We start from the raw sequence: 12,204 nt of genomic DNA, 5'->3' as shown, positions 1-12,204 counted from the left end.
ATGCTGGTGCTAGTGTAAGCTCAGCTTAAGGTCGAAACCGTGCGTCTGCTCAGTCAGGTCAACCTCAATTCGCTGAAAATCGTGGAAAGTGCTGCGAGGCACGGAAATTTCACGCGCGCCGGCGAAGAACAGTTTATCACCGCTTCAGCGGTCAGCCAGCGCGTCAAAAGCCTGGAGGATCAGCTGCGATTCAAGATCTTCCAGCGCGGCGGCAATGCGGTGTCGCTGACGCCGGAGGGCGAGACCTATGTCTCGCGCGTTCGCGAGGCGCTGGAGCGAATCGTCGCCGCCAGCATGGAAGCGACGGGGCAATCCCAGGAACACGTGTTGAAGATATCGGTGCTGCCGACCTTTGCGGCACGCTGGCTGTTTCCGCGCCTGCCGCTGTTCCAGCAGCAATATCCCGATATCGTGATGCGGGTCTCGACCTCCTATGCGACGCATGAGTTCACGACCTCCGAGTTCGATCTTGAAATCCGCTATGGCGACGATCATTTTCACGGGCTTCAATCGGATCTGCTGTTTCGGGAAGACCTGACACCGGTGTGCAGCCGCAAGCTGTTCCATGAGGTTCTCGGCGACAAGCAGTTGTCGAAGGTGACACCGGACGATCTCAGGCACTTCACGCTGCTGCATTCCGATACCTGCACCCAGAACTGGCAATCCTGGCTTGGTTTCGCCGGCGCCAGCTTCGTGCTCAGCAAGGCCAAAAGCATCTATTTCGACTCGTGCATGATGTCCTACGAGGCAGCGAATTCCGGGATGGGTTTTGCGGTGGCCAACCGTGCCTATATGGCCAGCGATATCCGTGCCGAGAGGCTTGTGGCTCCGTTTGCCGTCCATCATCCGAACACGGCCGGCTGGTATTTTGTCTCTCCCCCACAACGCCTTGCCACACGCAAGGTTGTGCTTTTCAAGCAATGGGTGATGGCGGAAGCGGCTCTGACGCAGCGCCAGCTCGACAGCGAAACCAGCGGCGAGGCCGCGATGGCTGTCTGACACCATTTCGTTGTCTGCCGATGAGATCCGACCAGCAAGAGTCCGTTGAGAGCCACTGGTTAGTGGCCTGACGTAAGGACGATGCTGCAGCACAAAATGCAGCGATAGCAAGCGAGGGCCCTCAGGCTTCGGACTCACAACCGCCAAACATCGCCAGGATCAGGCGAAAGCCCTGCCTTCCTCACTTCGCTGGAAGAGCATCAGGTCCAACCCCAGGCTTGGCCGTCCCAGGATGGTCAGAATTGCATGCGCTTGGCCGCGATGGTGAGTCTGATGATTGAAGACATGGTCCAGCGCCGGCGCCAGCCTTTGCGAGACCGTGCGCATGTCCGAGACTGTCATGTAGGTGAAGCGGCCCGTCAAAGCCTTGTCATTGAGGCCGCCGACCCAATCGATGATCCTCCGATCCTCGGCTTCACGCGCCATCCGCAGACCGGGCAAGCCCCGATGCAGGATGGCGTCCAGCGTCGTCGGCGCGTCGCCTTCGCCGGTGAAGCGCTTCATCCAGATGCGGTCGGCTGTCAGCAGGTGGTTGAGCGTGCCCATCATCGAGCCGAAGAAGGCGCCGACATTGCGGTTGAATTCCTCTTCGTCGAGCTCCGCGGCGGCATCATAGATGCGGTTGTTGGCCCATTGATTATAGGCCGCAAACATCATGAAATGCTGTCTCATGGCTTCCCCTCGGCTCGCATCGATAAGGAGGCCTACCTAACCCGCGAGAGGGCCGCCGCCAATGACCATTCTGCTCTATGACCTCGTCGGACGCGACACCACACGTCCGTTCAGTCCGCATTGCTGGAAGGTGGCGATGGCGCTTGCCCATAAGGGGCTCGACACAGCAACCGCGCCGACGCGCTTTCTCGAGGTGCCCGCTGTCGAGGGCGGCGTTTCGAAAACCGTTCCGGTGATCCGCGACGGCGAGACGGTCGTTTCGGATTCCTTCGCAATCGCTCTCTATCTCGATGAAGCCTATCCGGACCGTCCGACGCTGTTTGGCGGTGAAGGCGGCAAGGCGATGGCGCGCTTCATCGAACGCTGGTCGCAACTGACCATTCACCCCTATGTGACCACCGCGGCGATCATCGACCTGCATGCCATGCAGGACGTGGAGAACGCCGCCTATTTCCGCCAGAGCAGGGAGCAGCGTCTCGGCAAGCGGCTGGAAGACGTGATGGCAGCCCGGGAGGCCGGGCTCGGCAACTTCAGGGCCTCGCTGGAACCCTTGCGTTCATTGCTCGGCTATCAGCCTTTCATCGGCGGTGCATCGCCGCTGTTTGCAGACTATATCGTCTTCGGCGCGCTGCAATGGGCGCGCATAGCCTCACCCTACCAACTGCTCGACGACGGCGACGTGGTGGCGCAATGGTTCGCCCGCTGCCTCGACCTGCATGGCGGGCTGGGACGAAAGGTGGCCGCGGCAGCGTGACGCCGAACGCCTGCTGCAAGACAGCACGAAGGCCGCCGATGTCCGGCAGAAAAGCTCGGTAGCGAGGAGAGCTTTACTTGGCCGACGCCTTCTTTGGCTTGCTGGCCTTGGTGGCAGCCTTTGCTTCCTTGGGGGCGGCCTTTGCCTTGGCGGCGCCAGCTGCCTTCCTGGTTGGCTTTTTGGCCGTCGACGCCCCCGCGGCATCCTCCTGGTCGACATCGGCCGTCGCCTGACGCCAATGGCGCTCATGGTGTCCAGCCGGCTGTCCCTCTTGCAGCCAGATCTGATGCGCGCGGTTGCGAATGCGTTCCTGACGATCGTCTGCCATGGTCGTGTTATCTCCATGCGGGCCGACTTCAGCGCGGCGCCGACAGGTGACTATAGCAAGCAAAGCGTTGCTGTGCAGCCATCCGATCTCGCCTCCGGCCTGCCCATCGGCGCCCCGCTTTGGCCTCACCCCCCTCCAGTGGCTCGCGATGAAACCGGACAACTCATCTGCTGCCTAATCCGGACAACTTTGTCTGCCTACGGCACAAGTCGGTCTCGCCCCTTGGCAATGGGCCGGACGGCTTGTATAGAGCCCGCCACCCTCAATTCCATTCTCAGACAAGGACGACCCATGGCGCTCGAACGCACATTTTCCATGATCAAGCCGGACGCAACCCGGCGCAACCTCACCGGCGCCATCACCAAGATGCTGGAAGAGGCTGGCCTGCGCGTCATCGCCTCGCGCCGGGTCTGGATGAGCCGCCGTGAGGCGGAAGGCTTTTACGCCGTGCACAAGGACCGCCCGTTCTTCGGCGAACTGGTTGAATTCATGTCGTCGGCACCGACCGTCGTGCAGGTGCTGGAAGGCGAAAACGCCATTGCCCGGAACCGCGAAGTGATGGGCGCCACCAACCCGGCCAATGCCGCCGAAGGCACGATCCGCAAGGTGCATGCGCTGTCGATCGGCGAAAACTCGGTGCACGGCTCCGATGCGCCGGAGACCGCGGCGGAAGAGATCAAGTACTGGTTCTCGGATACCGAGATCGTCGGCTGAGCCGATAGTCCAAAGCGTGATCACGTAAAAAGGCTGGCGTTTCGCCGGCCTTTTTCATTGCCGAACAGTCAGTCAGCTCTGCGTGCGAACTGCATGTACCTGGATGAGACATGGAGCCGGACCGAGGACCGAAATTGAGGCTGTCTCCGGAACAGACTGTGGCGGCCGCCGAGGAGGGTGGACTCAGGCTTGCCAACCTGGTCGAGGTGCCGCCCTATCACTATGGCGCCGTATTCGAACAAACGACGGCTTGAGGGGCCCGCCGCCGCCACGGCGGGTTCTGGTCACTTCGGCTGGCGATCTTTCACGTTCGCATGGGCGTTCGCTGCTTCCGTATCCGTGGCCGGTGTCTGGGTGTCGGCACCCGCAAATGGACTACCCTGCCCAGGCGCGAGATCGCCGCTGTGGCCGGCCTTGTTGGTGTGGAACGGCTGGCTATCGGCGCTGAGACCATGCTGAAGGGCGTTGAACAGATGATCGTCCGCCGACGCAAGGCCGGTAAGAGCAAGGAGCGATACGCCTGCGGCAGCAAGGATAAGCGTGTGCGTTTTCATCTCTGGACTCCTTTGCGTTAAGCCAGAACGAGCCGCAGCAGGTCTGGCGGCTTCAACCAAGGGATATTCGAAATATCCCCTTTGCCTTGCCCGCCATGTCTGGGAGAGAAACGCTTCTCTTGCGCAAATTATTCCGAAAAAGTTTTGGCAATGAGATTTGCGCTAGCTTGCGGCGCTGAAGCGCAGGATCTCGCGGCCATCCTTGTCGGCAATGATGAGCTTGCCAGCAGCGACATTGTATGACGCAGCCTTGGCCAACGCATTGAACAGCGCCTTTTCCTCAGCCATTACCTCGGGCGCGCAGGCCTTGTAGGTCGAGCCGATATCGCTGATCGCGATTGTCTGGCCATCGATCTTGGCGGTGGCGAAATAGGCGTTGCAGGGGCCCTTGCCGCCTGCCTTGCCAGCCTCGCTGACGCTGAACGTCGCCTGCGGCGCGGTGCTGGCGCCGAAGCCGTCGACATAGTCGACCAGCCAGAGCTGGTCAAAGACGGAACCCGTTGGCTCGGCGCTCGGCGTGACCATCTTCAGCATGATCGTCTGCGGCACGTCGGTCAGCGGATCGACCTGATGACGGACATCGGAGATGAACAGGAGCTTGTCGTCTGCGGTAATGCGGGCTTGCAACGCGTAAGTCATCTGCGGCCGGATGACGGAAGGATCGAATTTGATCTCGAAGCTGATCGGCACCTGGCCGGCCGGCCTGACTTTCTGCTCGGCGACGATGGTGGCCGGCGCACCGGCTCGCGACACATCGGCAAGTTGTACGGAGAGCATGGCACTGGGCGGCAAGGCGATGCGCTCGCGATAGATCACTTCGCCTCTCACGGACTTTCCAGCGGCAACAGACGGTTCCGGCACGGCCAACATGCCGACGACCAGAGGCACGAAGCCGAAGACGAAGAACTCCGCGATCCTGTCCAGCATGACCATCTCCCCTTGCGGTCAATTGGCCAAAGGATTGCGGTCAATACATGGCTGCGGTGGGATTTATTCGGACGGTTTCCAGCGTTGTGCGGCGCTGGCGTCGGCTTCCTTGGCCTCGACCCAGCCCCCCTCGGAACCATCGACGCGATGCTCTTTCTTCCAGAACGGCGCACGCGATTTCAAATAGTCCATGAGAAAATTCGCCGCCTCGAATGCCGCTTGGCGATGCGCCGAGGCGGCCACCACCAGCACGATGTTGTCGCCGGGCGCGATCTTGCCGTGGCGGTGGATCGCGGTGAGACCCTGCAGCGGCCACCGCTGAACCGCTTCAGCGGCAATGCGGCTGATCTCGGCTTCCGCCATGCCGGGATAGTGTTCGAGCTCGAGCGCCGAGAGCGTGCCCTGCTCGTCGCGGCAAAGACCGGAGAAGGTGACGACGGCGCCGATATCGGCGCGGCCTTGCGTCAGTCTGGCGATCTCGGCGGCGACGTCAAAATCCTGCGCCTGAATGCGCACGACAGGTACGACCGCGCCGGTCATCTCAGCCCCCGGTCATCGGCGGGAACAGCGCAATCTCGCGCGCGCCTGATATCTTCTCGCGGTGCTCGACATGTTCCTGGTTGATGGCGACGCGGATCACGTCGGGATATTGCAGCGCGTGCTCGTAGCTTTCGCCGCGCGATTTCAGCCAGCGCAGGAGGTCTGCGACCGTCTCGATGTCAGCAGGCAAGTCGACGTCTTCCTCGGGCACGCCGATGCGTTCGCGCACCCAGGCAAAATAAATGAGCCGGGTCGTCATCTCACTCGTCCATGATGTGTTTGAGGCCGGCGCGGAAATAATCGTAGCCAGTGTAGAGCGTGACCAAGGCCGCGATCCACAGCAGCACCAGCCCGGTCTGGGTGGTCAGCGGGAAGATCTTGTCGCCGGCCGGCCCGGCCAGCAGGAAGGCGATAGCGACCATCTGGATGGCGGTCTTCCATTTTGCCAGCTGCGTCACCGGCACCGAGACCTTGAGCGCCGCCAGATACTCGCGCAGGCCGGAGACGAGGATTTCGCGGCACAGGATGATGATCGCCGCCCACAGCGACCAACCGGCAATGCCCGCATGGCGATCGGTGTCGGCGGCCAGCAGCAGCAGGCAGGTGGCGACCAACAGTTTGTCCGCGATCGGATCAAGCATCTTGCCGATATTGGAGGTCTGCTGCCAGGCGCGCGCCAGGTAGCCATCCAAATAATCGGTGATCGAGGCGAGCAGGAAGATTGCCAGCGCCGACCAGCGGGCGAACTCGCTCGATTTCAGATGTCCTTCAAGAAAAAAGCACAGCACCACCAGCGGCACCGCGACAATGCGGGCGTAGGTAAGCATATTGGGCAGGTTGAATGCGCGCTGGGCCATATCTGGGAAAACTCTTTCTGCCTGCCTACTCAAATCAGATGCCAATGTAGGGGGTCAACAGGCGACAATCGATTGGCCAGACAAAAATGGGACCCTGACCGTCAGCTCTCGTGGAAATGATTGTAGACCAGTTTCGCCACCCGCTCGGAAATGCCGTCGACTTTGCGCAGATCCTCGATCGCGGCGCGGCTGACCGCCTTGGCGGTGCCGAACGCCAGCAGCAGGGCGCGCTTGCGGCCGGGGCCGATGCCGCTGATCTCGTCGAGCGGGCTCTTGACCATCTCCTTCTTGCGGCGCGCACGGTGCGAACCGATGGCGAAACGGTGGACCTCATCGCGCAAGCGCTGGACAAAATAAAGGACGGGGTCGCGGACCGGCAGCGAAAATGAGTCCCTGCCCCTGACGAAGAAGCGCTCGCGGCCGGCGTCGCGATCCTGGCCCTTGGCGATACCGATCGCCACCACGCGATCTTCGATGCCGAGATCCGAAAGGATCTTGCGCACCGCCGTCATCTGGCCCTGGCCGCCGTCGATCAGGATGACATCTGGCCAGGCCGGGAAGCTGCCGGAGATATCATCCTCGATATCGTCGCCCGCCCCGCCCGCATCGCCGGCAACGGCAACATCGCCATGTTCCTTGAGCAGCCGCGAAAACCGCCGCTCCATCACCTCGCGCATCATGCCGAAATCGTCGCCAGGAGTGATCTCGGTCGAGCGGATGTTGAATTTTCTGTATTGGTTCTTCACAAAACCTTCCGGCCCGGCGACCACCATGGCACCGACCGCATTGGTGCCCATGATGTGCGAATTGTCGTAGACTTCGATGCGCACCGGCGGCTTGGCCAGGCCGAAGGTTTCGGCGAAACCGGCAAGCAGGCGTCCCTGTGTGGAGGTTTCGGCCAGCCGCCTGCCAAGTGCCTCGCGGGCATTCTGCAGCGCGTTGTCGGTCAGGTCCTTCTTCTCGCCGCGCTGCGGCACAGAGATCGCGACCTTGCGGCCGGCGCGGGTGGAGAGCGCCTCGGCCAGCAATTCCTGGTCCTGGACATGATGCGACAGAAGAATGTTCCGCGGCGTCGGCTTGTCGTCATAAAACTGCGCCAGGAAAGAACCCAGCACCTCCGATCCCTCCAGCGCCGGATCGGCCTTGGGGAAATAGGCGCGGTTGCCCCAATTCTGGCCGGTGCGGAAGAAGAACACCTGGATGCAGACCTGGCCGCCTTCCTGATGGATGGCGAAGACATCGGCCTCGTCGACGGTCGCCGGATTGATGCCCTGGTGGCTCTGCACATGCGACAGGGCGGCCAGTCGATCCCGATAGATCGCGGCGCGCTCGAAATCGAGAGCTTCGGACGCTTGCTGCATGGCGGCCGAGATTTCCGTCTTCACCTTCTGGCTGCGGCCGGACAGGAAGTCCTTCGCTTCGGCGACAAGCTTCGCATAGTCCTGGTGCGAGATCTCTCCGGTGCAGGGGCCGGCGCAGCGCTTGATCTGATAAAGCAGGCACGGCCGCGTGCGGTTCTCATAGAAAGAGTTGGTGCAGCTGCGCAGCAAAAAGGCGCGCTGCAGAGAGTTGATCGTGCGACCGACGGCGCCGGCGGAGGCGAAGGGGCCGAAATAGTCGCCTTTGCGCGAACGTGCGCCGCGATGTTTGTAGATGCCGGGCGAGATATGGTCACCGGTCAACAGGATATAAGGAAACGACTTGTCGTCGCGCATCAACACGTTGAATCGCGGCCGCAAGCGCTTGATAAGATTGGCTTCGAGCAGCAGCGCTTCGATCTCGGTGCGGGTGACGACGAACTCCATCGTCGATGTCTCGCGCACCATGCGGCCGATGCGGGTGGTGTGGAAGCGGCCTTGCGCGTAGCTGGTGACACGCTTCTTCAGGCTGCGCGCCTTGCCGACATAGAGCACGTCGCCGGCGGCGTTCATCATGCGGTAGACGCCGGGCGCGTTGGGCAGCCGCTTGACCAGCGTCTGGATCACCTCGGCGCCGACCATGCCTTCGGCGTCGCCTGCATGCGGCGTCCAGTCGATGGCGGTGAAGGCAACATCGGGACCCGCAGGTTCGACGATCTCCTCGACCGCCTCGTCCTCGAGGTCGATATCGGGGGGCAGATCATCGGCGCCGCCGCGCGGCTTGTTCTTGTGATCCAAAGGACTCATTCCATCATGCCTGTCACATCGGGCGTCTGCCATGCAAGATGCTGGCCGCCATCGAGCGCGATCATCTGGCCGGTGACCGACCGCGCGGCCCAGAGATAACGGATTGTGGCGCCGAATTCCGGCAATTCCGGGCCGCGCTTGAGGATCAAGCCATCGACTTGCGCGGCAAAATCGCCGTCGTCCTGGCGTGTGTTCTTCAAGGTCGGCCCTGGACCGATGGCGTTGACACGGATGCGGGGACCGAGCGCCTGCGCCATCATCTGCGTTGCCATCCACAGCGTCGACTTGGACAGGGCATAGGAGAAATAGCGCGGCGTCGGCCGCCAGACGCGCTGGTCGATGATGTTGACGATCAGCCCCTCCTGCCCCTCAGGCAACGCCCGGGCGAAGTTCTGCGCCAGCAGCGCGGGTGCCTTCACATGCACTGCAAAGTGCCGATCCCAGGCCCGCCAGTCGAAATCCAGAACCGAATCGTCGACGAACAGCGACGCATTGTTGACCAGCAGCGAGATCGGCCCGAGCGCTGCTTGCGACTGGCCGACGAGGTCGCCGACGGCGTCCATATCGGTCAGGTCGGCGGCGATCACGGCGGCGCGGCCGCCCCCGGCATTGATTCCGGCAGCCAACGCATCGGCTTCGGTACGCGAGCGGTTACAATGGATGGCGACGGCAAACCCGTGGGCGGCGAGATCCTCGACAATTGCCTTACCAATCCGTTTGGCCCCACCCGTCACCAGCGCCGTGGCCGTGGCTTTGCTCATATGGTGTCAATCCTCAATTTCGGCCCGAAAAACGGTGCTGGCGAAATATGGCCCGGCACGCGTTAAATGGCGTTCGCACCTTGGGCAGCATTGTGGCGAAACGGCCTTTTCGGCGTCTCGACTCGCTTGGACTCGGAGCCGCCCGACCGGAATATAGGGCGCTGGACTCCTTGCACCAAGCGGTGTGCAGCGCAGCACGGGACGGCTCCTGCCATTTCGCTGTTGCGAAGATGCAACGTCAAGTTTCTGCCTCATTCGTGCCGGGGAATGACCCAAGTTCAGGTTCGGTTCAGCCGCATTTTGACACGACATTTGGAACCGGCGAACGCCAGATCCGTTTCACCCCCCGGACGGGTAGATGGCGATCGTGAGAAACAAGCCTGTGTCCTGTGGCTTAAGGAGTAAAGAACAATGCAAGCCAATTTCAAATTCGCACGGCCGCTGGCCGTGGCGCTCGGGCTCTTCGCCCTCAGCGGAACTGCCTATGCCGCGGACGTCGTCCAGGAAGAGCCGCCGGCACCCGCGCCGGTCGCCGAACTTCCGGTCGCTTCGTGGGCCGGCCCCTATGCCGGTCTCAACGTCGGCTATGGCTTCAGCGGCCGTACGAAGGAAAAGGATTTCGGCGTTGAGACCGATACCAAGGGTTTCGTCGGCAGCGTCTTCGGCGGCTACCAGTGGCAGCAGGAGAACTTCGTTTACGGTGCTGAAGCCGAACTCGGCTACAACGGCGTGAAGGGTGACGATAACGGCATCGACTCCAAGGCCGGCTTCGAAGGCTCGCTGCGTGCCCGTCTCGGCTACGCTGTGACCCCGGAAATCCTGCTCTATGGCACCGGCGGCCTCGCCGGCAGAAGCCTGAAGGTGGAGGACACCGTGCTTGGCACCAGCGACACCGCAACCATGCTCGGCTGGACCGCCGGCCTCGGTACAGACATCAAGCTGACCGACAATGTGTTCGGCCGCGTCGAATATCGTTACACCGACTTCGGCAGCAAGGACTTCGGCGGCGGCATTGGCAATGTCAAGGCCACCGACAACCGCGTCACCTTCGGCGTTGGTATGAAGTTCTAAGTCGTTCAAGCCACGACACGAAAAAGCCGGGCCTCGCGCCTGGCTTTTTTTGTTCGGATGGTCACGCGGGAGGCCGAGGCGATCACCCGGGGTGATCAAGCGAATCACCCCGGGGTGATCAGCGATCACCCCGGAATGCAGGGCTTCAGTTCTGGAAATTTCTCGTCGAAGCGCGCTACCCACCGCGTCAGCCGGGCGCGGCCCCTTTCCCATTTTCCGGCGAAGCGCAAAGAGAGATAGCCAAGACAGGCGCGCAGCGCCATTTGGCCGGCAGTGATTTTCTTCGGCAGCTTCGGCGGGTTGGCGTTGAGCAAATCGAGTGCTGCCGTGATCTTTCCCCATTGGCGGTCGAGCCAGGGCTGGTAGACCATCTCGTCAGGCCGCGTGCGCCGCTCATAGACCATCGACAGCGCACAGTCGCAAATGCCGTCCGCCAATGCCTCCAGCACTTCCGCCTCGAGCCGCTTGTCGGGATTGCGCGGAAAAAGCGCGCTCTTCGACAAACGGTTGAGGTGCTGGATGATGGCGCGGCTGTCATGGATGGAGCGGCCGTCATCGAGCACCAGAACCGGAATCTTGCCGAGCGGGTTGGCGATCATCAAGTCGGCTGGCTTCTCCTCGGTCTTGATCGGCACCAGATCGACGGCGATGCCGGCATAGGCTGCTGCCATTCGCACCTTGGAACTGTAGGGAGAAGACGACGCGTAGAGCAGCTTCGGCATGGATCGGTTTCCTGTTTTGCGGCGGGCAGTGTTGACCGATCAGGCGCGATCGAGCAATGGCCAGAAGCGGAAAACCCGACGGCCGGCGGCAAGACCGAAAAGCCTCACGGCAACCTTTGACCCGCATCGTTGACACAGAAAAAGCTCCACCGGACTCCGCCCTACGGCGAAGTCCTGGGAGCTGCGAAAAGATATCCTCCGTCCGCCTCTGTTCTCGCCTTCCGAGTGCCGAAGCAACAAGCGGGGCGCCTGTCGGCACCCACCCTTGACTGTCTCGATACTGCCCCCGGCGAGGGAGACGCGATTACTTCTTGCCGGACTTCGCGGGTGCTGCCTTCGGCTTGGCCGCGGGTGCCGCTTTCTTCACCGGCGCTGAAGATTTCGCTGCCGCCGCCTTCTTTGCCGGCGCAGCCTTGGCTGCCGGTTTCTTGGCAGGTGCAGCCTTCGCGGCCGGCTTCTTGGCAGGCGCTGCCTTCTTTACAGCGGGTTTTGCCGCAGCCTTTGCAACCGGCTTCTTGGCCGGCGCCGCCTTCGCAGCCGGCTTAGCCGCTGCCTTGGCAGGAGCTGCCTTCTTCACTGCAGGTTTTGCCGCTGCCTTTGCCGCCGGCTTCTTGGCCGGCGCTGCTTTTGCCTTGGGCGCGACCGCCTTCGGCTTGGCAGCAGGTGCTGCTTTCTTGACTGCAGTTGCGACCTTCGCCGTCGCTGCTTTTACGGGTGCTTTCTTTGCCGGTGCCTTGGACGCCGGCGCTTTGGATGACTGCTTAGCCATGCGATGCCCCTTCCGTTGTGCCGACGGCCGTAATGACCCGGCGCGCTCATGCATATCTGACTCGCGGCTTGCTAGCCAGCGAAGCAATAGACTGATTTTCGCAGCTTAAATTTTGGTTACGGTTGGCACATGATCGTGCTGATCATCGTAGAAATCCGCTGCTGATCTTCAACCATTGCCCAAAGTGTACGGCTGACACTCTCCACACGCTGCAACCGTGGAGCTGTGAAGATCAGCCTCCAGCTTTGCGCGCCGATCTCCGGCCACGGTTACGATGACCTGCAGCTTCAACGGCGCGATCATCTCGTGCAAGCTGGCGATCTACACGGAACATGATGGCCGATCGACGCGTCACCTTGTCAAGCATGATA

The 12,204-nt window shown here is 61.8% G+C and carries 16 protein-coding genes; 5 read left to right on the top strand and 11 right to left on the bottom strand.

Translation table 11 applies throughout. The annotated features are described in order from the left end of the window. Positions 1–39: 39 nt before the first annotated feature. Entirely contained in the window at positions 40–999 is a 960-nt protein-coding gene (locus NKJ01_RS18175) for a LysR substrate-binding domain-containing protein (protein WP_023761551.1), read from the top strand. A 159-nt stretch (positions 1,000–1,158) separates the two neighbouring features. On the opposite strand, the gene NKJ01_RS18170 is transcribed toward NKJ01_RS18175, so the two are convergent. After that, the gene (locus NKJ01_RS18170; protein ID WP_023761552.1) at positions 1,159–1,671 is read right to left on the bottom strand and encodes a DinB family protein; all 513 of its coding nucleotides are present in this window, start codon (positions 1,669–1,671) and stop codon (positions 1,159–1,161) included. 61 nt (positions 1,672–1,732) lie between these two features. On the opposite strand from NKJ01_RS18170, the gene NKJ01_RS18165 reads away from it, so the two are divergent. Further along, on the top strand, positions 1,733–2,425 hold the full coding sequence (locus tag NKJ01_RS18165) for a glutathione S-transferase family protein (protein ID WP_352729872.1): 693 nt from the start codon (positions 1,733–1,735) through the stop codon (positions 2,423–2,425). A gap of 73 nt (positions 2,426–2,498) precedes the next feature. Here the strand turns inward: NKJ01_RS18165 and NKJ01_RS18160 are convergent, their stop codons facing one another. After that, entirely contained in the window at positions 2,499–2,753 is a 255-nt protein-coding gene (locus NKJ01_RS18160) for a DUF2934 domain-containing protein (RefSeq protein ID WP_352599077.1), read from the bottom strand. Between the two features lie 291 nt (positions 2,754–3,044). Between NKJ01_RS18160 and ndk the strand changes: the two genes are divergently transcribed. Both ndk and NKJ01_RS18150 read left to right on the top strand, forming a co-directional pair. Beyond that, positions 3,045–3,467: a nucleoside-diphosphate kinase gene (ndk, locus tag NKJ01_RS18155; RefSeq protein WP_023761556.1), complete on the top strand. Its 423-nt coding sequence runs from the start codon at positions 3,045–3,047 to the stop codon at positions 3,465–3,467. A 110-nt stretch (positions 3,468–3,577) separates the two neighbouring features. Beyond that, entirely contained in the window at positions 3,578–3,721 is a 144-nt protein-coding gene (locus NKJ01_RS18150; RefSeq protein WP_352729870.1) for a hypothetical protein, read from the top strand. A 30-nt stretch (positions 3,722–3,751) separates the two neighbouring features. Here NKJ01_RS18150 and NKJ01_RS18145 read toward each other — a convergent pair whose 3' ends face one another. The 7 genes from NKJ01_RS18145 to NKJ01_RS18115 all read right to left on the bottom strand — a co-directional run bounded on the left by NKJ01_RS18145 (position 3,752) and on the right by NKJ01_RS18115 (position 9,271). Beyond that, a complete protein-coding gene (locus NKJ01_RS18145) occupies positions 3,752–4,021 on the bottom strand; it encodes a hypothetical protein (protein WP_352729868.1) in 270 nt (89 codons plus the stop codon). 162 nt (positions 4,022–4,183) lie between these two features. Next, on the bottom strand, positions 4,184–4,948 hold the full coding sequence (locus tag NKJ01_RS18140; protein ID WP_352729866.1) for a YbaY family lipoprotein: 765 nt from the start codon (positions 4,946–4,948) through the stop codon (positions 4,184–4,186). A 63-nt stretch (positions 4,949–5,011) separates the two neighbouring features. Next, positions 5,012–5,488 (bottom strand): molybdenum cofactor biosynthesis protein MoaE, encoded by a 477-nt coding sequence (locus NKJ01_RS18135; RefSeq protein WP_352729864.1) that lies wholly within the window; start codon positions 5,486–5,488, stop codon positions 5,012–5,014. Position 5,489: 1 nt separating this feature from the next. Next, a complete protein-coding gene (moaD, locus tag NKJ01_RS18130) occupies positions 5,490–5,747 on the bottom strand; it encodes a molybdopterin converting factor subunit 1 (protein ID WP_352599085.1) in 258 nt (85 codons plus the stop codon). Position 5,748: 1 nt separating this feature from the next. Beyond that, positions 5,749–6,345, bottom strand: a complete 597-nt coding sequence (pgsA, locus tag NKJ01_RS18125) for a CDP-diacylglycerol--glycerol-3-phosphate 3-phosphatidyltransferase (protein WP_352599087.1) — start codon at positions 6,343–6,345, stop codon at positions 5,749–5,751. Positions 6,346–6,446: 101 nt separating this feature from the next. Then, on the bottom strand, positions 6,447–8,510 hold the full coding sequence (gene uvrC / locus NKJ01_RS18120; protein ID WP_352729861.1) for an excinuclease ABC subunit UvrC: 2,064 nt from the start codon (positions 8,508–8,510) through the stop codon (positions 6,447–6,449). Beyond that, positions 8,507–9,271 (bottom strand): SDR family oxidoreductase, encoded by a 765-nt coding sequence (locus NKJ01_RS18115; RefSeq protein WP_352729860.1) that lies wholly within the window; start codon positions 9,269–9,271, stop codon positions 8,507–8,509. The genes uvrC and NKJ01_RS18115 overlap by 4 nt, the downstream gene beginning before the upstream one ends. 411 nt (positions 9,272–9,682) lie before the next feature. Between NKJ01_RS18115 and NKJ01_RS18110 the strand changes: the two genes are divergently transcribed. Beyond that, complete coding sequence (locus tag NKJ01_RS18110) at positions 9,683–10,342, top strand: outer membrane protein (RefSeq protein WP_023761565.1); 660 nt, start codon at positions 9,683–9,685, stop codon at positions 10,340–10,342. A gap of 125 nt (positions 10,343–10,467) precedes the next feature. On the opposite strand, the gene NKJ01_RS18105 is transcribed toward NKJ01_RS18110, so the two are convergent. After that, entirely contained in the window at positions 10,468–11,064 is a 597-nt protein-coding gene (locus NKJ01_RS18105; RefSeq protein WP_352729858.1) for a glutathione S-transferase family protein, read from the bottom strand. A gap of 304 nt (positions 11,065–11,368) precedes the next feature. Next, entirely contained in the window at positions 11,369–11,833 is a 465-nt protein-coding gene (locus NKJ01_RS18100; protein ID WP_352729856.1) for a hypothetical protein, read from the bottom strand. Positions 11,834–12,204 lie beyond the last annotated feature (371 nt).

The sequence above is a fragment of the Mesorhizobium sp. M0276 genome, from assembly GCF_040321755.1.
GTDB lineage: Bacteria > Pseudomonadota > Alphaproteobacteria > Rhizobiales > Rhizobiaceae > Mesorhizobium.
The sequence above is the reverse complement of the archived record's forward strand: the minus strand, read 5'-3'. Positions and strand labels throughout refer to the sequence as shown.